The sequence below is a fragment of the Streptomyces sp. BR1 genome (assembly GCF_052373795.1).
Taxonomy (GTDB): domain Bacteria; phylum Actinomycetota; class Actinomycetes; order Streptomycetales; family Streptomycetaceae; genus Streptomyces.
This window is the reverse complement of sequence record NZ_CM126252.1, coordinates 6938835-6960159: the sequence shown is the minus strand read 5'-3', so window position 1 is coordinate 6960159 and position 21325 is coordinate 6938835. Positions and strand designations below refer to the sequence as shown.

Genomic DNA, 21325 nt, shown 5'->3' with positions numbered 1-21325 from the left:
GTTCATCCGGCCCCGCCCGGTCATCGGGCCCTCCACGTCCATACGACGGCGATGAGACACGCCACGGCGATCGCGGTGTCCGGCACCGCGATGGCGGTGAGGAGCGCGGCGCAGCCCGCCGCCGTGGCGGCCGCCGACCGTTTGCGGGAGCCACCCAGATGCGGTGCCAGCAGGAGGAAGAACAGCACCGGTGAGACCGCGTCCAGGCCGTAGTTGAGGATGTCGACCGCCTTGAACGGGCCGATCGCCCCCAGCAGCGTGCCCAGGACCCAGCCGAGCCAGAGCACCACACCGGAGGAGAGCAGGCGTACGCGGTCGAAGCGGCCGTCCGCGTCGCTCGCGATGGCCCACGACTCCTCGATGACCAGCTGCGACTCCACCGCGCGCCGCGCCCGTCCGCCGCGCAGCGCGGGCAGGATGGCGAAGCCCATCACCAGGTAGCGCAGGTTCAGCAGCGTCCCGGCGACGGCCGCCGCCGCCCAGCCGCCACCGTTGACGATCACCGATACGGCGGCGAACTGCGAGGATCCGACGAACACCAGGCCGGACATCGAGGTCGCGGCGAGCGCGCTGAATCCCGCGCCCTTGGCGAGTACGCCGAAGGAGATGCCGAAGGCGAAGATCGCGACGGTGAACGGGACTGCCGCTTTCGCGCCCACGGCCCAGGCCGCGCGCCATGCGTCACGCGCGGCCGGAGGGGTGGGCTCGGACTCGGTACCGGTCATCCGCTCTCGCTCTGCCCAGCGCTCGTATCCACGACGAGAGCCGAGCGCACAAGCCCGGCGTACGCCTTCACCAGCGCGGCGGTGATGTCACCCACCGCGTACTCCCGATCGTCGACGGCCGCCACCGGCTGGACCTCGTACGCCGTGCCGGTCAGGAACACCTCGTCGGCGCACGCCAGTTGGTCGGGCGCGAGGTGTCGCTCGACGACGGCGAGGCCCAGGCCGTGGGCGAGCTCGATCACGGTACGGCGCGTGATGCCGTCCAGGACGCACTCCGGCGGCGGGGTGTGCAGTTCGCCGCCGATCACCAGGAACAGATTGGCACCGGTCGCCTCGGCGAGACGGCCGCGGTGGTCGAGGAGGAGCGCGTCGCCGTAGCCCGCCTGTTCGGCCTCCTGTCCGGCGAGGGATCCGATCGCGTACAGGGCCGCGGCCTTGGCGCGGATCGGCGCGGTGTCGGGGGCGGGGCGCCGCCAGCGCGAGGTGCGCAGCCGGATGCCGCGCGCCCCGCCGTCGAAGACGCGCGGCCACGGCCAGGCCGCGATCGCCACATGGACGGAGGTGTCCTGCGCGACGAGGCGCAGGCTGTCGCTGCCGCGCCAGGCGACCGGCCGGACATAGCCCTCGTCGAGACCCGCGAGGGCGACGACCTCGCGGGTGGCCGCGTCCAACTCATCGGCGGTCCAGGGCAGTTCGTACCCCATCTCGCGGGCGGAGGCCATGAGCCGGGTGCTGTGCTCGTGGAGCTTGAAGACCCGGCCGCCGTAGGCGCGCTCGCCTTCGAAGACGCTGCCGCCGTAGTGCAGCCCATGGCTGAGGACGTGCAGCCGGGCCTCGCGCCAGGGCACGAGCTTCCCGTCGAGCCAGATGACGCCGTCCCGGTCGTCGAGCGGCGCGAACGACATGTGCGCTTCGGTCATGTGGCGAACCCCCGCTCGGCGTACGGGAAGCCCTCCAGTTCATTGACGTCGATGGTGTCGTCGCGCCGGGACGCGTAGTAGATACGGATCTCGTCGATCAGGCCGGAGTCGTCGAACTGGTAGACCTCCGCACCGCGCAGCACCTTGCCCAGACGCGGTTTGAACGCCGTCCACTCGCAGATGGCCGTGCGGCTGTGCGCGTCGGCGTAGACGGCGTCCACGGCCCAGTGCGAGGAGTTGGCCCGCACATCCGCGCCCCAGCGCTCCACGATGGGATCGATGCCCCGGACGGGACCGGACATGCCGGTGGCGAGGTAGTGCACGACATGTTCGGAGAGGCACTGGGCGAACAGATCGCGGTCGACCTTGTTGCACGCCTCGAAGTACTGCCGCACCGCGGCCTCCATCGCGGCCCGGTGCAGAGTCGCGCCGCCCTCGTCCGTGGTGGCATCGCTGTCCATGTCGCCTCGTCTCCTTCTTCTCCAGGTCACATCTGGGCCGGCGCGAAGTGCAGGGGTGGCAGGGCGGAGAGGCGGTCGCGCGCGCGGACGAGCCGGAGCTGGTCGTCCGTGAAGGCGTAGCGGTCGCCCTCGGCGCCCTCGCGCAGCTGCGTGCGTACCAGCGCCTCGGCCGCCGCGCGGTACTCGGCGGGCGTGGTGACCTTCGCTTCCATCTCCTCGATCGTATCGACGAGTTCGCGCAGTGCGTGGAGAACACGGTCGTACGACAGGTGCAGCCGCTCGCCGTCGCCGGTGATGGCGTGGCGTTCGCGCAGCCAGGAGTAGAGGAACACACCGGTGCCCGCGTCGAAGTTGCGGACCGCGTGGGCGTCGAGTGGATAGCGGAACATCCGCTCGGCCAGAACCATGGCGATCTGTTCGTCGGCGTACGGAATGTCGTCCTCGTGACAGGCGAGCACGGTCTTGGCGTCCACTTTCAGCTCTTCGAGGAGGCCGATGAACCAGTTCATCTTGAGTTTGATGTGCTGGTCGAGCGGCCAACTCCCCTGGTGGTGGAAGTAGTCGTGCAGATATCCCCAGATCGAGCGCGCCTGGTAACACGCCTCGGGGTCCATTCCGGTCGAGGCACGTGGAACGGATTCGGCGGTGAGCACGGTTCCCGCGGACGGCACCGCGAACTTTTCGTGAATCATCCGGAATTTACTGAAGAAGAAGATGGCATAGCCCTGTTCGGCCACTTTGTCGTGGGCCGCCACATTCTCCGGAAAGAAGACGATGCAGTTGCCTTTCGCCACTCCTTCGCTGCCCGCGAGCAGCACGGTGGCCTGGCAGTTGTTCTTGGGGTGCGGATAGCGGACGGCCAAGTCGGCGAGTGCGTCGGGTTCCTTGCGGCGCACGAGGAAGAACTCAAGCCGCTTGCCGACCGGTGGGACGCTGTTGGTGGTCTGGACGGGGGCGAGGAACGCCGCCCAGTCGCCGTCGGCCGGGGCGATGAGGGCGTCGCGGCAGCGGGCGAAGTGGGGTGCGGTGTCGAGTCCGGCGGCCAGCCAGTCGTCGATGTCGGCGGCGAGCGCGTCGGCCTGCGCCGCCCTGCCGTGCCCGGCGAACCATCGGGTTGCCTCGTCCTTGATGGCCAGGAGGGCACGGTGATCCCCGTCGCCCGGTGCGTCGACCGTGCCGTCGTCGCGCTGGCGGAGGCGGAAGGCGTCGATCATGGGCAGGAGTCCGCGACCGAGCCGCACCGCCTCGCCGAGCATGTCGTCCGCGCGGTGGTACGTGTTGGACGTCCCGCTCATGGGGCGTCGTCCCGTACATGGTGGACCGTGTAGACCATCGGTACTTCGCCGAAGCTGCGGATGACGCGCAGGCCATGGGCCCGCGCCGCGACGACGGTGGTGACGCACCCGTCGGTCTTGCCGTCGGCGCAGTCGATGGCCGCCTGCGCGTTGCTGGTCACCAACTGCCGTTCGGCGGTGGGCGGTACGAGACCGGCCGGGGCCGGGTGGGTGGCCACGGTGCACGGCTCGACGGGCGTGCCCGGCGCGACGGCGAGCACCATTTCGTGGGTGGGCCAGACGAAGGAGTCCACCATGCGGCAGATCTGGAGGTTTCCGAAGACCAGCGTGTGCAGATCCGGGTAGACCGCACAGGCGAGCAGGGCGTGCTCACCGGTCCTGGGCACGCTCTCCATGGCGTATTCGAGCGTCGCGTGCAGGACGACCTGACCGTCGTCCGTACGCCCTTGCCGGCTGAACCACCGATGGGCCGCCGCCTCCAGATTGGTGCCGGTGGGGCCCAGTGTGTGCAGATATCGGATCTCGTCGATGGATGAAGGCGCTAAGGAACGTACGCGCCCTTGTTCCCCCGTAACCATTTCCACTCCCCCTGCAAAATTCCCCCGCATATTCCGGTTGCCATGAGGCAACACGCGGACTGGGCGCGTCCGCACACGGCCCGCGTCCGCGATCCTAAGCGGCCGCACTCCACGGCGGCTAGCGCGTCGGGGTCCCACCGACGGGATTCCCGCACTCTGGCCACTTCGGCTCGCTCAGCCTTGCGGATATCCAGCGACAAATCCCATCGGGCCGGGCGACATTCACACGGCTTTCATCGACGCATCCGGATCTCGCGGTGCACATCGCGTCATACGGCCGAAACGCACCGGCACCAACCGGTCACCCGGGTGCAAAGAGACCCCGTACGCGTTCCTACAGCTCGTGGTCCCTGGCCACTTCCTCCCAGGGCGGGGAAGTCGCGTTCGGCGGTCCGCAGGGCGCCCGTGACCTTCATGTCGTTGATGGGCTTGCACGGGTAGCCCTCCAGCATGCCGCCGTACGTCGAGGACGTCCGCAGGTCGGAGAGTTCGACGGAGCGGCCGGAGGCGAGAAGGACGTTACTGAGTGACATGTTCACACCCTAGGTCCGCACTTCACGCCGTACGAGCGAGAAAACACCGACCGGAGACTCGGCGACACGCCGTCAAACGGGCGAATTCCCGAAGAATCCGAGTTCTCCATGCCTGGGCGGTCAATCCCTCCTAGCGGTGCCCCGGCACCTGCCACATCACACCGAAGGAGGCCCTTGTGCGCCCGTATATGGGATCGGCCATCACATCCGCTCTGCTCACCGCCGTCCTGCCCACGGCCCTGCTCCCCGCCATCGCCAGCGCCGCAGCCCCGTCCGCCCGGCCGGAGTCCCCCCGGCAGCACGCGGCGGCGCGGAACTTCGACGAGCTCGACTGCGAAGGACCCGAGGAGGACCGGCTGCCGCCGTCCGATTCGGGCCAGGGCGGGGTGCACCAGCCCGGCGGCACGACGCCCGGCCCAGCGACAACAACCCGCGCGCCCACCCACGGCGGCCTCCGCGCCGACGCCGTCAAGTGGCCCAAAAACGTTCCCGACCTGGACGACGCCCAGCGCATGCTCCGCGAGCTGGATGTCCACACGTTCGACAGCAGCGGGTTCCAGCGGACCTACTTCGGCGGCAAGAGCTGCTGGGTCCTGCACGGCGCCGACAAGTGCCCCACCCGCGAGCTCGCGCTCAAGGCCCTGTCCGAGATCCCGGTGACCTTGAAGGGCACCTGCAAGGTCGTCGCCGGGCGGTGGCACAGCGCATACGACGAGATGACCCTCACCAACCCCCTGCGGGTCGACATCGACCACATCGTGCCGCTCAGAGTGGCGTGGGGTTCGGGCGCCCGGGACTGGCCGGAGTACAAACGGCGCGCGTTCGCCAACGATCTCAGCGGCTCCCCGCAGCTCATCGCCGTCTCCACCTGGAGCAACCGCGAGAAGGGCGACAAGGGGCCCGAGAAGTGGCTGCCCAAGGGCTACGAGTGCATGTACAGCCGCGCCTGGGTCGGTGTGAAGGACTACTACGGGCTCAGCGTCACCAACGCGGAGAAGAACAAGCTCCAGCAGGTGCTGGACCACTGCCCGTCGTAGCCCGGCGCCCCGGTATCGGACAGGGCGTTCCTCCTGGTCAGCAGCGCTCATTGGACGTTCTGCCGATCGAGCGCAGGGTCCATGGTCGGGAAAGCACATTGCGGATAAGGGGTGTTGACGGTTTGGATCGCCAGGGTCGAGAAGAAGGAACCCAATGGCATCCATGCTCGCCGGCTGCACGCCCTGGCCCGAGGAGTTCGTCGACCGCTACTGGGCGGCCGGGCACTGGCGGGGCTATACGCTGGACAATCTGCTGCGCGACTGGGCCCTGCAGTACGGGCCGCGCACCGCGCTCGTGCACGGCGACACCCGCGTCACATACGCGAACCTGAACCGGCGCGTGGACCGTATGGCCGCCGGATTCCTGCTGCGCGGCCTGCGGCCGGGGCAACGGGTCCTCGTCCAGTTGCCGAACGTTCCCGAGTTCGTCATCACCGTGTTCGCGCTGATGCGCGTCGGCGCGGTCCCCGTGCTCTGCCCGGTCTCGCACCGCGCGTCCGAGGTGTCCCACCTCGCGCGGGTCACCGAGGCCGTCGGCTATGTCGGTCCCTCGACCTATCAGGGCTTCGACCGCATGGCGATGGCCGCGGACATCGCGGCCCAAGGGCCGTTCCTGCGGCGGGTGTTCACGTATGAGGCGCCGGGCGCCTCATCTCCGTACGGCGGTATGTCGACCGACCCGTCGGGCTGTCACTACTTCCCGCTGGGCTCCGTCGACGCCCCGCCCGAGCGGGCGGTCGCGCAGAGCGCCGACCAGGTGGCGTTCCTCCTGCCCTCCGGCGCCCGGCTCGTTCCGCGCACGCACAACGACTACGCCTACCAGGCGCGGGCCGCCGCCGAGCTGGTGTCGCTCACCGAGAACGACGTGTATCTCGCCGCGCTGCCCGCCGCGTCCGCCTTCACCTTCGGTTGCCCCGGCATCGTCGGCACCCTCTCCGTCGGCGGCACCGTCGTCCTGGCCGAGAACCCCGAACCCGCCGAATGTTTTACGGTCATCGCGCGCGAGCGGGTGACCATCACATCGGTGGCACCCGCCGACGCCCAGCTCTGGCTCGATGAACTACCCACGTTCCAGGCAGACTTGAGCAGTCTGCGTCTGGTGCAGATCAGCGGTGCACCCTTCCACCGGGCGACCGCCGAACGTATAGGACCCGAACTGGGCTGCCACCTCCAGCAGGTCTTCTCCCTGCCCGAGGGGCTGCTCACGCTCACCCGGCCCACCGATCCGGACGAGACCGTACTCACCACGCAGGGCCGCCCGCTCTCGCCCGACGACGAGATCCGTATCATCGATGCCGACGGCAAGGACGCGCCCGACGGGGAGCCCGGTGAACTCCTCGTACGCGGTCCGTACACCCCGCGCGGCTATTACCGGACACCCGACGCACACTCCTTCACCCCCGACGGCTACCTCCGCACCGGCCACCTCGCCCGGCGCACCCCGGACGGCAGTCTGATCGTGGACGGCAGCACCGGGGAGTCCTAGCCACGGGCCCGTCGGCGCCAACCCCAGCCCGCTGCGGCGAGCACCCCGAGTGCGGTACCCGTGGTCAGTGCCGGGTGGTGCGCCGCACCCGCCTGGAGCGAGCGGGTATGGGCCTCGGTGTCGAAGATGCCGTGGGCACCGTAGTCGTCACCGCGCGCGTCGTCGAGCGGCTGCCACAGGTTGCCCCGGCCGGAGCCGGGCGCCCGGTCGCTCTGCTGTGCGGAGTAGCCGGTCCGGGCGAGGTAGCGGTCCAGCAGGGCGGGCGCGAAACGGTTGGCCCAGATCGTCGCGACCGTGGAAGCGCCGACGTAGTACTGCTTGCGCCCGGGGTGATCGGCCGCGTACACGATCGAGCGCGCGGCGACCTCCGGCTGGTAGATGGGCGGGACGGGCTGCGGGTGGTGCGGCAGCCGGGAGAGCACCCAGGAGAACTGCGGGGTGTTGACGGCCGGCAGCTGGACCACCGTGATCCGCACACGGCTGTTGTCGTGCAGGAGCTCCGTACGTACGGCGGAAGTGAAGCCGTTGACGGCGTGCTTGGCGCCGCAATACGCCGACTGCAACGGGATGGAGCGGTCGCCGAGCGCCGAACCGACCTGCACGATCGTGCCGTTGTCACGCGGACGCATACGGCTGAGCGCGGCCCGGGTGCCGTGGACGCGGCCGAGGTAGGTCACGTCGGTGACCCGTTGGTACTCGTCCGGGGTGATCTCGGCGAAGGGGGAGAACACCGACGTGAAGGCCACGTTGATCCATACGTCGATCGGCCCGAGTTCGGCCTCGGCCGTCTCGGCCGCCTTCTCCACCTGTTGGTGATCGGCTACATCGGTGGGCAGCGCCAGTGCGCGGCCGCCGAGCCGTTCGACGTCGGCCGCCGCCGCGCGCAGGCCGCTCTCGCCCGGGGCGAGCAGGGCGATACGGGCCCCGCGCCGGGCGAAGAGTCGGGCGGTCGCACGGCCGACGCCCGCGCTCGCTCCGGTGATCACAACGGTCTGGGACATGGCCCGCCCTTCCTTTGCGTGGGAGTGAGCAACTGCTTGCTGGGGTCAGCCCGTTCTGTACGGTTCCGCGTGCTCGGCCCGCAGGGTCAGGCCGTGGCCCGTACCGCCGTCGGCGCCCGGTGACACACGGCCGCCGGTGGGGTCGAGAGCACCGTCGAAGAGGAGGTTCTCGATGCGGACGTGGTCGTGGAACCACTCCAGGTGCCGCAGATTGGGGACGGCGGCCGCCGCGTGCGCGTGGACGTGCGGGGCGCAGTGCGCCGAGATGTCGAGGCCGAACGCCTCGGCCAGGGCGGCGGCGCGCAGCCACACGGTGAGGCCGCCGCAGCGGGTGGCGTCGGCCTGGAGGCAGTCGACCGCTCCGGCCCGCACCATCTGTCCGAAATACGCCAGGTGGTAGCCGTACTCACCGGCGGCCACCTCCATCGGGATCATCGCTTTGATGTGGGCGAGCCCGGGCAGGTCGTCCGAGGAGACCGGTTCCTCGAACCAGGTCACCCCGTGATCATCCAGATACCGCGCCATACGGACCGCCTGTTTGGCGTGGTAGCCGCCGTTCGCGTCGACGAACAGCGCGGCCGTGTCGCCGATGCTCGCCCGCGCCCGGGCGACCCGTTCGCGGTCCCGGTCCTCCGCGCTCCCCCACGCCTCACCGATCTTGATCTTGACCCGGGGAATGTCCTGCTCCTCGACCCAGCGCCGCAGTTGACGGTCCTGCTCCGCCGCACCATAGGTCGTGAAGCCGCCGCTGCCGTACACCGGGACGCTCTCGCGGGCCCGCCCGAGCAGGTCGGCCAGGGGCAGCTGAAGCAGTCTGGCCTTCAGGTCCCACAGGGCCATGTCGACGGCGGAGATCGCCGTGGCGACCAGACCGGGCCGGCCCGCGTTGCGCACCGCGCGGCTCATGGCGTCGTTGGCCGCCGGCACGTCCCAGGCACCCCGGCCCGTCACCACTCCGGCGAGGTGTCCGCGTACGTAGGCCGCCGCTTCGGGCGTCGTATAGCTGTAACCGAGTCCGGTGGTGGAGCCGGCGTGTACGTGGACGACGACCAGGATGGTCTCGTCCCACTGGAGGGTGCCGTCGGCCTCGGGGGTATCGGTCGCGAGGGTGTAGGCCGCGGCCTCCACCGACTCGACCACCGGGACGTCGGCGCCGGGTTTCACTTGTGGTCCTCGCCGCGGTCCTTGTGCCTCGTGCCCGGAAGCATCTCCTGGACCTTGGCCTTGATGCCCTGGCGGATCATGCCCGTACGATCGAGGCGGCGGCGGCCTCGATCCGGTCGAGTGAGGCGTGCGGTGGGATCGGGGGCACGGCGGGGTCGGTGCGGAAGTCGATGACGAACGGCCGGTCGGCGGCCAGCGCCCGCCGCCAGGCGTCCTCGACCTCGCCGGGCTTCTCCACCCGTACCCCGTCGAGCCCGATGGAGCGCGCGAAGTCCGCGTACGGCACATCGGGCCGCCGGTGTGGGTGCGGCAGTTGCCGACGCCGGCACAGCGCATCACCGCCCGGGTGAAGGAGTGGTCGTCGTCGGGATAGTCGAAGTGGGTGGCCGCGGCCTCGGGCCGCCACAGCGGGCCGAGGCGCAGGTTCTCGTCGACGCGGTACGGGTCGACGACCTTTCCCGGGTTCATCCGGTTGTCCGGGTCGAACACGTTCTTCACCGCGCCGAACGCCGCCACCAGCCGCTCGCCGAACATACGGGGCAGCAGTTCTCCCCGCGCCTGCCCGTCGCCGTGTTCGCCCGAGAGAGAACCGCCGTACGAGACGACCAGATCCGCCGCCTTCTCGACGAACCGCCGGAAGGCCGCGACACCCTCGGCGTCTTTCAGACCGAACGGGATCCGGGTGTGCACACACCCCTGGCCGAAGTGCCCGTACAGCGAGGGGCCGTCGTAGTCGAACTCCGCGAACAGGTCCTTCAGATCGCGCAGATAGTCACCGAGCCGATCGGGCGGCACGGCCGAGTCCTCCCAGCCCTCCCAGGTCTCGCGCTCGTCCGGCGGGCGGGCCGTGACCCCGAGCCCGGCCTCGCGCGCCTTCAGCATCCGCTGCTCGCGCGCGGAGTCGTCGGAGAACGCGACACTGTCGTCCTTCTCGCTACGGCCCACCGCCCGCAGCAACGTATGAGCCTGTTCGTCGGCGTCCTCCTGGCTGTCACCGCTGAACTGCAGCAGCAGCCAGGCTCCGCCGTGCGGAAGCGCCTCCAGAGACTCCAGATGGGTGCGTTCCTCGCGCATCAGCTGCGCCATCCGGTCGTCCAGGGCCTCCAGCTAGGCGGGCGAGCTGTGTTCGAGGAGGCGGGGCACGTCGTCGGCGGCCGCGCAGATGTCGGGGTAGCCCAGCACGAGCATGGCGTCGGCGGCAGGCACGGGAACGAGTTCGAGTTCGGCCCGCAGGACGGTGACGAGGGTGCCCTCGCTGCCCACCAGCGCCCGGGCGAGATCGAAACCGTTCTCCGGCAGCAACGAGTCCAGGTTGTACCCGGAGACCCGGCGGGGAATCTTCGGATAGCCGCGCCGGATGTCCCCCAGATGGTCCCGCACGATGTCACGCAGCCGCCGGTAGATCTCGGCGCGCCGCCCTCCGGCCGCGACGATCGCCTCGTACTCGCTCTCCGACGTCGGTCCCACCCACATCCGCAGACCGTCATACGTGAGGATCTCCAGACGCCGTACGTTGTCGACGGTCTTCCCGTACGCCTGCGCGGAGGCGCCGCACGAGTTGTTGCCGATCATTCCGCCGAGCGAACAGTGGCTGTGCGTGGAGGGTTTGGGGCCGAACTTGAGCTTGTGCGGGGCGAGTTGACGGTACAGCTCGTCGAGTACGATGCCGGGCTCGACCACACAGGTGCGCCGCTCGGGGTCGGTCGCCACCAGCCGGTCGCAGTACTTGGTCCAGTCGATGACGACGGCCTCGTTGGTGCACTGCCCGCCCAGGCTCGTACCGCCGCCCCGGGACAGGACCGGCGCGCCGAACCGCGCGCACACCGCCACGGCTGCCACGGCGGCGTCGACGGAACGGGGGACGACTACGCCGATCGGGACCTGCCGGTAGTTCGACGCGTCGGTGGCATACGCCCCGCGGCTGCCCGGATCGAACCGCACCTCACCGTCCACCGCCTCCCGCAGCGCCCGCTCCAGAGCGGCGTGGCCGGACACCGGAGGCCCGGCGTCGGGCATGGTCGGTCCGGCGTCGGCGGGCACGGGAGGCGCGGGATCGGCGGGCACGGCCACCTCGACTCCTTCCCCGGCCGCCCCCGGTCGGGCGGTCCGGCTCGGTTCCGCTCGTGCCGGTACCCTCGTCGTCGACCCTTACACCGCCGGGCGGCCGGGGCCACCGCAACCCGGCCGTACGTCCGGACCGGCACCCCGAAAGCGGAAACCCCCGCACGCGGCTCAACCGCGAGCAGGGGTCCCTACGACCGCGTCCGACGTGTGCGGCCCGCACACCGGGCCGCACACCTCAGCGGTCAGTGCGCGGTGACGAGGGCGGATCGACCCGTCGGAACCGGCGAGGTGTACGTCGGGGACTGGTGGGACCTGACCGGGCCACCCGCGATGGGCTGCGGGCCCGCCGTATAGAGGGCCTCGTCGAACGCCTGGCCGTTGGTCGGGGCCTTGCCGACGGCGAAGGTGGCGACCGCCTTGCCGCCCACGATGGAGGTCGAGATGTAGTCGCCGACCATGCTCCCCTGGGTGGTGGAGGCGATCTGGCTGAGCGGGAACGGGCCCGCCAGGGTCGCCGGCGCGGACCAGCTGGTGCCGCTGTTGGCCGAGGACACATAGCCGACCTGGAGCTGGCACGTCGTCGCGGTGCAGTTGGCCTGCGGGTAGAAGTAGTAGTAGAGGCCGATCCGGGCCGACGAGCCCGAGGTCGACTTGTCCACGCCGATGCCGGGGATGAAGTGGTCGACGCTGCTGGAGGTGGCGTCGATGGGGACCCGGGTCACGGCCGACCACGACGTGCCGTTGGTGGACGTCGAGTACACGATGTCGTTGGACGGACAGCCGGAGCGGAAGCGGCAGTCCTGCCAGGCGACGTAGATCTTCCCGGCCCCGTCGATCTCCGCCGAGGGCAGCCCCTCGCCGTCGCGGAGATTACCGGCGACGCCGTGGCTGCTCACGTTCGCGACCAGCGAGGTCGAACTCCAACTGGAGCCGCCGTTCGAGGAGTTGAAGGCACGGACCGAGGACCCGTTGGTGGAGTAGGGGACCACCACGGTGCCGCTCGGCTGGACCAGCGGCTGGCCGCCGAGGCCGCTCGGGCTGCCGGAGGGTGACTTGGGCGCGGACCAGGTGGTGCCTCCGTCCGTGGAGGTGCTCATGATGACGCGGTTGCCGGACGAGGTGACGTCGACCTCGACATAGCAGTTGCCGTAGAAGGGGCTCGTGGCGGTGTTGTCGCACACGATCCACTCCTTGTCGTACCCCTGGCCGTCGTTGCCGACCGCGAGGACGGGGTTCTGCCAGGAGATACCGTCGGCGGAACGGCTGACACTCACTCCGGCGCCGTTGACATTCGCGTCGAGGACGAGCCCGGCGACCATCCAGGTGCCGTGCTTGGCGTCGTAGGCGACCGCCGGGTCGGACACCCGCGCCCAACTGCCGCCGCCCTGGTAGACCGTGATGCCCGGCAGCATGCCGTGCTGCCAGGTGGCGCCGCCGTCGGTGGAGGTGTTCCAGCCGATGTCGGACGAGCCGCCGTCGGTGAACCGGCCGACCTGCGAGGAGGCGACGATCGTACTGCCGTACGCGAAGGTGTCCGGCTCCAGCTCGGTGGCGTGCTGGCTGGTGGTGTTGGTGAACGGGTCGGTGCTGAGCTGGGTGAGCGAGGGCGGCGGTGTGGTGCCGGTGAGGGCGACGTCGTCGTAGAGCGTGTACGTGGGGTCGCCCGGGTAGTTGTCGTCGTGGCTGACGAGCGTGAGGGTGTAACTGTGTCCCTCGGTCACGGCGGTGGCGACCTGCTGCCAGCCCTGGCCGTTGGTGCAGGTCTTGGCGAGGACGGTGCTGGTGGTGCCCGCGGTGTTGTCGCGGAGGGTGGCCGTCGCCCAGTCGTAGGTGAGGGTGTCGGGACAGGTGTTGTCGTACCAGAACGACAGCTGGTTCTCACCGGTCGCGGTGGTGAAGGTCTGGGCGATGGACGAGTCGCCGTTGGTGGGGGATGTGCCACCTACCTGTGCGGCATAAGTGCCGCTGTGGGCACCCGAGTTGACGGTCGACGTGGTACCGGTCGACGTCCAGCCGCTGAGCGACCCGGTCTCGAAACCGCCGTTGCTGACGGCGGCCTCGGCCGGTTGGGCGAGCAGCACGGCGGAGAAGAGGACGGTGGCGAACGTGGTGGAGGCGGCAAGTAAGCGGCGTATGTGCTGGGTTCTGGCTCTCCGAACGGAGTGCCACACGCGATGCGACATGGAACTCACCCTTCACGCAGCAGGGTCGGCGACCCGCGGGGACATAGGGAAGTCCGTTCACGTACGGGGCGAGATGCTGCCAGGGTGATGTTTCCGCCACAATGCGGAGGGCACTGAATCATGTCATGCACACGGTAAAGCTTTGGCATGCCTCGGCGTGGCGGCTCGGGGATCAGTCCGCCGTACGCATCCCGGAAGGCGCGGCCGCGAGATGGCGTTCGAGCGGCGTGCGGTAGCAAGGGGTGACCCGGGTGTCGCCGAGGAACGCCGACAGGCGGTGCGGGCCTCGCGGCCGGGGTCGGCGAGGAGTTGGTGGCGGATGTCGCCGCTCGCGCCCCGGGCCCACGCGCCGACGATGCGGCCGTTCCACTGGACCACCGAGTTACATAGTCCGCCCGCCAGGCATCCATCACGCGGCATCGTGAAAAACCAGCCCCAGCGTGTGCCGCCGCCCCGAGCGGACCGTGCTCACGCCGTGCCGCATGGGACCGTTCGACCAACCACGCTTCGTTGCCACCGGGCGGTCGCGGGTGGTGAAGATCAGCCCGTGGCCCTGGAGCAGGGTCGTGGACGAACCCCTCGACTGCGCACGCGGGCGCTGCTCGGTCATGATGAACTCGCCGCCGGTGAAGTCGGTGCCGGGTGCGTCCAGGCCGATGACGACCTGGAGCGGGAAGAGCATGTCGCCGAACACATCGCGGTGCAGCGCGTTCCAGTCGCCCGGGCCGTACCGCAGCAGGATCTGCGCCGAGCGGTCCTGACCGGCCGCGTGGCACATGGCCAGCCACTCCTCCAGTGTGTCCGGCCAGGGCGCGGGCTTGCGCAGTTTCTCGGCCCAGTCACGGGCGACGGGCAGCAGCAGCGGGTAGAACGCGTCGCGCAACTCCCGTACGACGTCCGGGAGTTCATGTGTGAAGTAGCGGTACTGGCCGGAGCCGAAGCGGTGGCGGGCCATGTCGATCGTCGCACGGAAGCGGTCGGCCTCGTCGTACAGGCCCGCGATCTCACGGCACTCGGCCGGGGTGAGGAGGCGGCCGGTGAGGGCGTGGCCGTACTCGTCGAGTTCGGTGGTGAGCACCGACCAGTCGGACGCGGTGACACGGTCGCCGACGTTTCGCGGTCGTGAGTGATGAGCGGTCTCGAGCATGACGTTCTCCAGGTCCGGGAGCTTCTGCTCTCAACCCTGCGGCTTCCGCCCCGCCATATCCGGCGGGATTCGGACGTCATGCTGCGAGGCGGGCGGCGCCGGGCGGTCGCGGCGCCAACTACCCGGCCAGGGAGCCAACACGAGCTGCCGCAAGAGCTTGCGGAAAGTTGCTGCACAGATTTGCTAGAAGTCTTGACGATTTCTCAGCCCGGCGGCATCGTCTTCCTCGCGCACCACACCGCCCGGCGGCAGGGAGGTTCCGCCACCTCCAGGCCACGCCCCGCATCGGCCCGCCAACCCCTCCCCCACTCAACGGAGTTGCCATGCCCGCGCTGCCCCACCCAACAGCCAGACCCCACACCTCGGCGCGGCGCCGCGCCCATCGGCGATCGGCCGGTGTGCTCGCCACCGGCGCACTCCTCGCCGGAGCCCTCCTGCCCATCGCCTTCCAGGGCACCGCACACGCCGCCGCCACCCCCAACGGCGGCGATGTGATCGCCAACCTCTTCCAGTGGAACTGGAATTCGGTCGCCAACGAGTGCACCACGGTCCTCGGCCCCAAGGGCTACGGCGCCGTCCAGGTCGCCCCGCCCCAGGACTCGATCAAGCTGAGCGGCACCCACCCGTGGTGGGAGGTGTACCAGCCGGTCTCGTACCGCCTCAACAGCCGTATGGGCACCGAAGCCCAGTTCAAGGCCATGGTGGCGGCCTGCCACAACGCCGGGGTGAAGGTGTACGCCGACGCCGTCATCAACCATATGGCCGGCGCCAACCAGACCAGTACGGGCTCGTACGGCGGAGCGAGTTTCAACCCCGCCACGTATACGTACGACAGCGTTCCTTACAGCCGCTCGGACTTCCATGGCTCCCCGCCGTGCCCCAACTCCGATCTGTCCATCAAGGACTGGAACAACGTCACCCAGGTCCAGGAGTGTCAGTTGCTCTCGCTGTCCGATCTCAACACGGAGAGCGACGGTGTCCGGGACAAGATCGCCGGGTATCTGAACAGCATGGTCGACGTCGGGGTCGACGGGTTCCGGGTCGACGCCGCCAAGCACATCGCCCAGGCGGACATGGCCGCGATCCTGTCCCGCGTGCACACCACGACCTGGGGTGGGCGTCCGTACGTCTACCAGGAGATCTTCCCCGGGGGCAGCGGCCAGTTGGCGCCGAGCGCGTTCGAGGGCAACGGCAGCGTGCTGGAGTTCACCTACGCGTACAAGCTGAAGGACCAGTTCAACGGCAGCATCGCCAACCTCAGGACGTTCGGGCAGAGTTGGGGGTTGGAGCCGAGCGACAAGTCCGCGGTGATGGTGACCAACCATGACCTGGAGCGCGACAAGACCACGCTCACCTACAACGACGGCGCGAAGTACACCCTCGCCCATGTCTTCGAACTCGCCTGGAACTACGGCACCCCGCAGGTCTACTCCGGCTTCCGCTTCGGCAACCGCGACGACTCACCGCCCGCCGACTCGGGCGGCTACGTCACCGACACCGACTGCGCGAGCACCAACTGGACCTGCATCGACCGCGACCATGGCATCGCCAACATGGTCGGCTGGCACAACGCGGCCAAGGGCCAGCCCGTCGCCAACTGGTGGGACAACGGCGGCAGCGCCATCGCCTTCAGCCGGGGCAACACGTCCTGGGTCGCCATCAACAACGGCAGCGGGCCCCTCACCCAGACCTTCACCACCGGCCTCACCGCCGGCACCTACTGCGACATCATCCACGCCGATGTCACCGCCTCCGGCACCTGCACCGGCGCCACGGTGACCGTCGACGCCTCCGGCAAGGCCACCGCCACCGTCCCGGCCGGTGACGCCGTCGCCCTGTACACCACCACACCCCCGACCACCCCACCGCCGACCAACAGCTCGGTGACCGTCACCTTCGACGAGAACAAGACCACGGTCTGGGGGCAGAACATCTTCGTGGTCGGCTCCATCCCGGCCCTCGGCAACTGGGACCCGAACTCCGGGATCCCCCTCTCCTCCGCCACCTACCCGATCTGGTCCGCCGCCGTCACCCTCCCCGCGAACACCTCCTTCGAGTACAAGTACGTGATGAAGGACGGCGCCGGGAACGTGACCTGGGAGTCCGGCGCCAACCGCACGTACACCACCGGCGCCTCCGGCTCGGCGAGCCTCAACGACACCTGGAAGTAGCGGCAACTCCAAGCGACAAGGACGGTGGTGCGGCGCCTCGCCGTCGAGGAGCCGCACCATCTGTCTGCCCCGGGCCCCCTGGGGCGCCGATGCCACGCCGTGGTGCCTGTGGCGCTACTCTGGTCGTCTGCGGTGATCTCCGGGTCGCCGCGCGGCGGTGGGGCCCGCCGTACCCGAACCGTGGCATGCACGCCACCAACGGTCCCTACTTGCGATGATGTGCACCCGTATGTCCAGGTGCCCGGCGAGTAGGAGACATGTGTCCATGGGATCCCCGTTTTCCCGCGTGGTGGACGAGCCCGTCGATCCCGATGTCGGTCCTTCCCTGCGCGAGCAGCGGCGGCGGGCGCGGCGCGCGCTGGCGCCGGTCGTCGCGGTGGTGGCGCTCGGCGGCGCGATAGGCGCATCGGCCCGGTACGGCGCCGGTCTGCTGTGGCCGGCCGCCCCGCCCGGGGCCTTTCCCACGACCACGCTGGTCATCAACGTGGTCGGCTGCGCGGTGATCGGCGTGTTCATGGCGGTCATCACCGACGTGTGGGCGGCGCACCGGCTGGTGCGGCCGTTCTTCGGCACGGGCGTGCTCGGCGGGTTCACCACGTTCTCGACGTACGCCGTGGACATCGAGAAGCTGGTGGACGGCGGCCGGCCCGGCGCGGGTCTCGCCTATCTCGCGCTGACGCCGGTCGCGGCGCTGGCGGCGGTGTGGCTCGCGGTGACGGCGACGCGCCGCGTCTTTGCACGGAGGCAACGATGACCGGCCGCGAGGCGACGACGACCGGGCTGCGGAGGCACGGATGACCAGGCTGACGGGCAGGGCCCTGCGCGTGACGATCTTCATCGGCGAGAGCGACCTGTGGCACCACAAGCCGGTGTACGCGGAGATCGTGCACCGCGCGCACAAGGCGGGGCTCGCCGGTGCGAGCGTGTTCCGGGGGATCGAGGGCTTCGGCGCCTCGTCCCTGATCCACACCCAGCGGCTGCTCTCGCTGAGCGAGGACCTGCCGGTGGCGATCGTGATCGTGGACAGCGAGGAGCGCGTCCGCGCGTTTCTGCCGCAGCTGGACGAGTTGGTGGCGGAAGGTCTGGTGATCCTCGACGACTGCGAGGTCATCCGCTACGTGGGCCGGGAGAAGAACGCGTGAACTGGCTGCTTGTCATTCTGGGTGCCGCGGTCGGGGCTCCGCTGCGGTTCCTGACCGACCGTGCGGTGCAGACCCGCCACGACTCGATATTCCCCTGGGGCACCTTCACCGTCAACGTGGTCGGCTGTCTGATCCTCGGCACGCTGACGGGCGCGGCCACCGCCGGGGCGGGCTCGTCACACCTGCAGTTGCTGGTCGGTACCGGCCTGTGCGGGGCGTTGACGACGTACTCGACCTTCTCGTACGAGACACTGCGGCTTGCCGAGGACGGCGCCGCGTTCTACGCGATGGTGAATGTGGTCGCCAGTGTGGTCGCGGGTCTGGGGGCGGTCTACCTCGGCGTCACGGTCGCGGAAGCCGTGTGGGTGTGAACGACGGCGTGCCGCATACGCGGCGCACAGCCCGGATGAGTCCATGGCGGTTCGTCGTCGCGTTCGGTACGGTCAGTCTGCTGGCCGACTTCGTGTACGAGGGGGCGCGTGCCGTCACCGGACCTCTGCTGGCCTCCCTCGGGGCCTCGGCGCTGGTCGTCGGCGTGGTCACCGGCGCGGGTGAGGCGGCCGCGCTCGGACTGCGGCTCGTCTCCGGCCCGATGGCGGACCGCACCCGCCGGTTCTGGGGGATCACGATCGCCGGGTACGCCCTGACCGTGGTCAGTGTGCCCGCTCTCGGCGTCGTCGGCGTCCTCTGGGCGGCCTGCGCCCTGGTGATCGCCGAGCGGGTCGGCAAGGCCGTGCGCAGCCCCGCCAAGGACACCCTCCTCTCGCACGCCACCGCCGCGACCGGCCGGGGACGCGGCTTCGCCGTGCACGAGGCCATGGACCAAGTCGGGGCGCTGATCGGCCCGTTGACGGTGGCGGGGATGCTCGCGCTCACCGGCGGCGACTACGGCCCCGCACTCGGCGTCCTGGCCCTGCCCGGGGTCGCGGTGCTCGGAGTGCTGCTCTGGCTGCGGGCCCGGGTGCCCGATCCGGCCGCGTACGAACGCGAGTTGGCACCGGAATCGACAACAGCCGAGACGGCCGGGCGGCTGCCGACCGCGTTCTGGACGTACGCGGCGTTCACCGCGACCACCACCGCCGGGTTCACCACTTTCGGCATCCTCGCCTACCACCTGGTCCAGCGCGGGCTGCTCGCGACGGCCTGGGTGCCGGTGCTGTACGCGGCCGCCATGGCCGTCGACGCGTTCGTCGCGCTGGCCACCGGATGGGCGTACGACCGGTTCGGCGCGCGGGTCCTGGCGGTGCTGCCCCTGCTGTCCGCCGCCGTGCCCGCGCTGGCGTTCACGAACACGGTCGCCTCGGCGGTGGCGGGTTCGCTGGTGTGGGGCGCGGCGGTGGGCATCCAGGAGTCGACTCTTCGGGCCACCGTCGCCGACCTCGTCCCGGCCGGACGCCGGGCCACCGCGTACGGCGTCTTCGCCGGGGCGGTCGGCGCCGCGAGCCTGGCCGGCGGCGCGCTCACCGGCGCCCTCTACACGTACTCGATCCCGGTGCTCATCGCGGTGGTCGCCGCGATTCAGGTGGCGGCGCTGGGGGTGCTGGCGGCGCTGCACTTGCGGGCCCGCTGAGCACCTACCGCACAGCGGGGAATGCCCTGCGGGCCGCTGGGTACCCGTCGCCGGGCCGGTGACAGGTGGGGCGTACACGATGAGGTCGCGCGCCTTCGGCCGTCGGCGGCACCGAGGGTGCTTTCATGATCGGACCCCTTGAGAAATACGGGCGAACCAACTCATCACGGGCGGCTGTCGAGGTGATCAACGGATGGGGCGAGCAGCGGCCGCGACCGCCGAGACCCTCGCGTGGTGGCTCCTTCTGACGGGCGGCTGGCTCATGCTCATCAGCACCGTGGACGCTCTTGAACTCGTCGTCGGCGCGAGCTGCGCCCTGTTGACGGCGGTCGCGGCCCGCGCGGCCCGCCGGGCGATGGCCGACCGGTGAACGGGTGGCTCTGGGCCGCGAGCGCGCTGCTCGCCGCAGGGCTCGGGCCCGTGGTGTGGGGTGTGGCGACCGGGCCGATGGAACGCCGGGTCGTCGCCCAGAACTTCGGCACCTCCGCTGTCACCCTGGTCATGCTCCTGCTGGCCCAGGGGTACCAACGCCCGTCCTACATCGATCTCGCGCTGGTCCTCGCGGTACTGGGCCCGGTCGGCACCCTCGTCTACGCGCGGTTGCTCGCCGACGACCTCACCTCCGATCCCCCGCACACCGTCCTGCTGACGGCGGTGGCCGCCTTCGCCACCTCGGTGGTGACCGTCGCCATGTGCGTCGCCACGGGGCCGGGCCGGGCCATGGTGAAACTGCTGCTGATCGGGGTACTGCTGGTCGCGGGGAACGTGATCGCGTCCCGGGCCATGTCCGGTGGTTTCCCGGGAGGCAAGGAGCCCTCGCATGGCTGATGTGCCCGTCGTCCTGGCGCTGCTGCTCGTCGCCGCTGCCGCGACCGCGGCGGTGGCGGTCCGGGATCCGGCCCGCCAGGCCCTGGTCCTCGCCGTGCTCGGCCTCGCGCTCGCCGTCCTGTTCACCGTCCTTCAGGCACCGGACGTGGGCCTGTCCCAACTCGCGGTGGGTTCGGCCCTGACGCCGCTGCTGATCCTGCTGTCCGTACGCAAGGTACGGCGCCGGGGACAGCACAAGGGCGGCGGCCGATGACCCGACGGCTGCGGATGTGGGTACTGGCCGTGGGCGGACTAGGAGTGGCCGCCCTGCTGACCGCCGCTTTTCTGCGGCTGCCCGCCTTCGGCGGCGACGTCCACCCCTACGGCGACCGCTCGGTGGCGGCCTCCCTCGGCCGCCGGACGTCCAACGTCATCGCCTCCGTCAACTTCGACCAGCGAGCCTTCGACACCCTGGGCGAGGAGAGCATCCTGTTCGCCGCCGTCCTCGGCACCGTCGTCCTGCTGCGCCAGACCCGCGACGAACGCCAGGTGAGGCCTGCCCCGGCCGAGGTCGCCACCGCCGTACGGCGCTATGCGCTGATCATGCTGCCCGTCGCGCTGCTGGTCGGCCTCTACGTCATCGCGCACGGGCAACTCAGCCCCGGCGGCGGGTTCCAGGGCGGCGTGGTCGTGGCCACCTCGCTGCATCTGCTCTACATCGGGGCGGACTACCGCGCCCTGGAACGGATCCGTCCGGTCGGCCTGTACGAGGTCGGGGACGCGGCCGGAGAAGCCGCCTATGTGATCCTCGGTGTCGCGGGGCTGATCGGCGGTTCGTCGTTCCTCGCCAACACCATTCTCCCGCACGGCACGTTCAACGCCCTGGCGTCGGGCGGGACCGTGCCGCTCCTCAACGCGGCGGTCGGCATGGAGGTGGGCTGCGCGGTGGTCGTGCTGCTCGCCCGCTTCCTCGACCAGGCCGTCGAGATCGAGAAGGACCACCCGACCGGGAAGAACCACGCGACATGAACGGGGGCGCGA

Annotated in this window: 20 protein-coding genes and 2 pseudogenes; 11 read left to right on the top strand and 11 right to left on the bottom strand. The window is 70.2% G+C overall.

What is annotated here, in order from left to right; translation table 11 throughout:
• Positions 1-20 precede the first annotated feature (20 nt).
• Genes ACT1U9_RS30665 through ACT1U9_RS30645 form a run of 5 tightly spaced genes read right to left on the bottom strand, consistent with a single transcriptional unit; the run spans position 21 to position 3979 of the window.
• Positions 21-725 carry an AzlC family ABC transporter permease gene (locus tag ACT1U9_RS30665; RefSeq protein ID WP_444535873.1) on the bottom strand — a complete coding sequence of 235 codons (705 nt, stop codon included), beginning with the start codon at positions 723-725 and terminating at the stop codon, positions 21-23.
• A complete protein-coding gene (locus tag ACT1U9_RS30660) occupies positions 722-1645 on the bottom strand; it encodes a branched-chain amino acid aminotransferase (RefSeq protein ID WP_444535872.1) in 924 nt (307 codons plus the stop codon). Before ACT1U9_RS30660 ends, ACT1U9_RS30665 begins: the two co-directional genes overlap by 4 nt.
• The gene (locus ACT1U9_RS30655; protein WP_444535871.1) at positions 1642-2106 is read right to left on the bottom strand and encodes a nuclear transport factor 2 family protein; all 465 of its coding nucleotides are present in this window, start codon (positions 2104-2106) and stop codon (positions 1642-1644) included. Before ACT1U9_RS30655 ends, ACT1U9_RS30660 begins: the two co-directional genes overlap by 4 nt.
• A gap of 26 nt (positions 2107-2132) precedes the next feature.
• Positions 2133-3401, bottom strand: coding sequence for a DUF6421 family protein (locus tag ACT1U9_RS30650; protein ID WP_444535870.1), 1269 nt, complete (start codon positions 3399-3401; stop codon positions 2133-2135).
• On the bottom strand, positions 3398-3979 hold the full coding sequence (locus tag ACT1U9_RS30645) for a bacilysin biosynthesis protein BacA (protein ID WP_444535869.1): 582 nt from the start codon (positions 3977-3979) through the stop codon (positions 3398-3400). The genes ACT1U9_RS30650 and ACT1U9_RS30645 overlap by 4 nt, the downstream gene beginning before the upstream one ends.
• A 709-nt stretch (positions 3980-4688) precedes the next feature.
• Here ACT1U9_RS30645 and ACT1U9_RS30640 point away from each other — a divergent pair.
• A complete protein-coding gene (locus ACT1U9_RS30640; RefSeq protein WP_444535868.1) occupies positions 4689-5549 on the top strand; it encodes an HNH endonuclease family protein in 861 nt (286 codons plus the stop codon).
• Positions 5550-5703: 154 nt separating this feature from the next.
• A complete protein-coding gene (locus ACT1U9_RS30635; RefSeq protein ID WP_444535867.1) occupies positions 5704-7035 on the top strand; it encodes a (2,3-dihydroxybenzoyl)adenylate synthase in 1332 nt (443 codons plus the stop codon).
• On the opposite strand, the gene ACT1U9_RS30630 is transcribed toward ACT1U9_RS30635, so the two are convergent.
• From ACT1U9_RS30630 to ACT1U9_RS30605, 6 genes and pseudogenes are all read right to left on the bottom strand, one after another.
• The gene (locus ACT1U9_RS30630) at positions 7032-8036 is read right to left on the bottom strand and encodes an SDR family oxidoreductase (RefSeq protein WP_444535866.1); all 1005 of its coding nucleotides are present in this window, start codon (positions 8034-8036) and stop codon (positions 7032-7034) included. The two genes, ACT1U9_RS30635 and ACT1U9_RS30630, sit on opposite strands and share 4 nt — an antisense overlap.
• A gap of 45 nt (positions 8037-8081) precedes the next feature.
• The gene (locus tag ACT1U9_RS30625; RefSeq protein WP_444535865.1) at positions 8082-9200 is read right to left on the bottom strand and encodes an enolase C-terminal domain-like protein; all 1119 of its coding nucleotides are present in this window, start codon (positions 9198-9200) and stop codon (positions 8082-8084) included.
• A pseudogene (locus ACT1U9_RS30620) lies at positions 9197-9492 on the bottom strand (thiamine pyrophosphate-dependent enzyme); the annotation flags it as partial. The gene ACT1U9_RS30625 and the pseudogene ACT1U9_RS30620, both read right to left, overlap by 4 nt.
• Positions 9483-11216 (bottom strand): annotated as a pseudogene (locus ACT1U9_RS30615) (FAD-linked oxidase C-terminal domain-containing protein); the annotation flags it as partial. The pseudogenes ACT1U9_RS30615 and ACT1U9_RS30620, both read right to left, overlap by 10 nt.
• 290 nt (positions 11217-11506) lie before the next feature.
• Positions 11507-13447, bottom strand: coding sequence for an exo-alpha-sialidase (locus ACT1U9_RS30610; RefSeq protein ID WP_444535864.1), 1941 nt, complete (start codon positions 13445-13447; stop codon positions 11507-11509).
• A 409-nt stretch (positions 13448-13856) separates the two neighbouring features.
• Positions 13857-14594 (bottom strand): 2OG-Fe(II) oxygenase, encoded by a 738-nt coding sequence (locus ACT1U9_RS30605; RefSeq protein ID WP_444535863.1) that lies wholly within the window; start codon positions 14592-14594, stop codon positions 13857-13859.
• 323 nt (positions 14595-14917) lie between these two features.
• Between ACT1U9_RS30605 and ACT1U9_RS30600 the strand changes: the two genes are divergently transcribed.
• The 9 genes from ACT1U9_RS30600 (at position 14918) to mbhE (ending at position 21313) form a co-directional block, all read left to right on the top strand.
• A complete protein-coding gene (locus tag ACT1U9_RS30600) occupies positions 14918-16765 on the top strand; it encodes a carbohydrate-binding module family 20 domain-containing protein (RefSeq protein ID WP_444535862.1) in 1848 nt (615 codons plus the stop codon).
• Positions 16766-17030: 265 nt separating this feature from the next.
• Positions 17031-17519, top strand: a complete 489-nt coding sequence (gene crcB, locus ACT1U9_RS30595) for a fluoride efflux transporter CrcB (RefSeq protein ID WP_444535861.1) — start codon at positions 17031-17033, stop codon at positions 17517-17519.
• Between the two features lie 40 nt (positions 17520-17559).
• Positions 17560-17907 (top strand): DUF190 domain-containing protein, encoded by a 348-nt coding sequence (locus ACT1U9_RS30590; RefSeq protein WP_361417445.1) that lies wholly within the window; start codon positions 17560-17562, stop codon positions 17905-17907.
• Positions 17904-18278 carry a fluoride efflux transporter CrcB gene (crcB, locus tag ACT1U9_RS30585; protein ID WP_444535860.1) on the top strand — a complete coding sequence of 125 codons (375 nt, stop codon included), beginning with the start codon at positions 17904-17906 and terminating at the stop codon, positions 18276-18278. The genes ACT1U9_RS30590 and crcB (ACT1U9_RS30585) overlap by 4 nt, the downstream gene beginning before the upstream one ends.
• A 35-nt stretch (positions 18279-18313) precedes the next feature.
• A complete protein-coding gene (locus ACT1U9_RS30580) occupies positions 18314-19477 on the top strand; it encodes an MFS transporter (RefSeq protein ID WP_444535859.1) in 1164 nt (387 codons plus the stop codon).
• 193 nt (positions 19478-19670) lie between these two features.
• On the top strand, positions 19671-19847 hold the full coding sequence (locus ACT1U9_RS30575; protein ID WP_444535858.1) for a hypothetical protein: 177 nt from the start codon (positions 19671-19673) through the stop codon (positions 19845-19847).
• Positions 19844-20305, top strand: coding sequence for an MrpF/PhaF family protein (locus tag ACT1U9_RS30570; protein WP_444535857.1), 462 nt, complete (start codon positions 19844-19846; stop codon positions 20303-20305). The genes ACT1U9_RS30575 and ACT1U9_RS30570 overlap by 4 nt, the downstream gene beginning before the upstream one ends.
• On the top strand, positions 20298-20558 hold the full coding sequence (locus ACT1U9_RS30565) for a Na(+)/H(+) antiporter subunit B (RefSeq protein ID WP_444535856.1): 261 nt from the start codon (positions 20298-20300) through the stop codon (positions 20556-20558). The genes ACT1U9_RS30570 and ACT1U9_RS30565 overlap by 8 nt, the downstream gene beginning before the upstream one ends.
• On the top strand, positions 20555-21313 hold the full coding sequence (mbhE, locus tag ACT1U9_RS30560) for a hydrogen gas-evolving membrane-bound hydrogenase subunit E (RefSeq protein ID WP_444535855.1): 759 nt from the start codon (positions 20555-20557) through the stop codon (positions 21311-21313). The genes ACT1U9_RS30565 and mbhE overlap by 4 nt, the downstream gene beginning before the upstream one ends.
• Positions 21314-21325 lie beyond the last annotated feature (12 nt).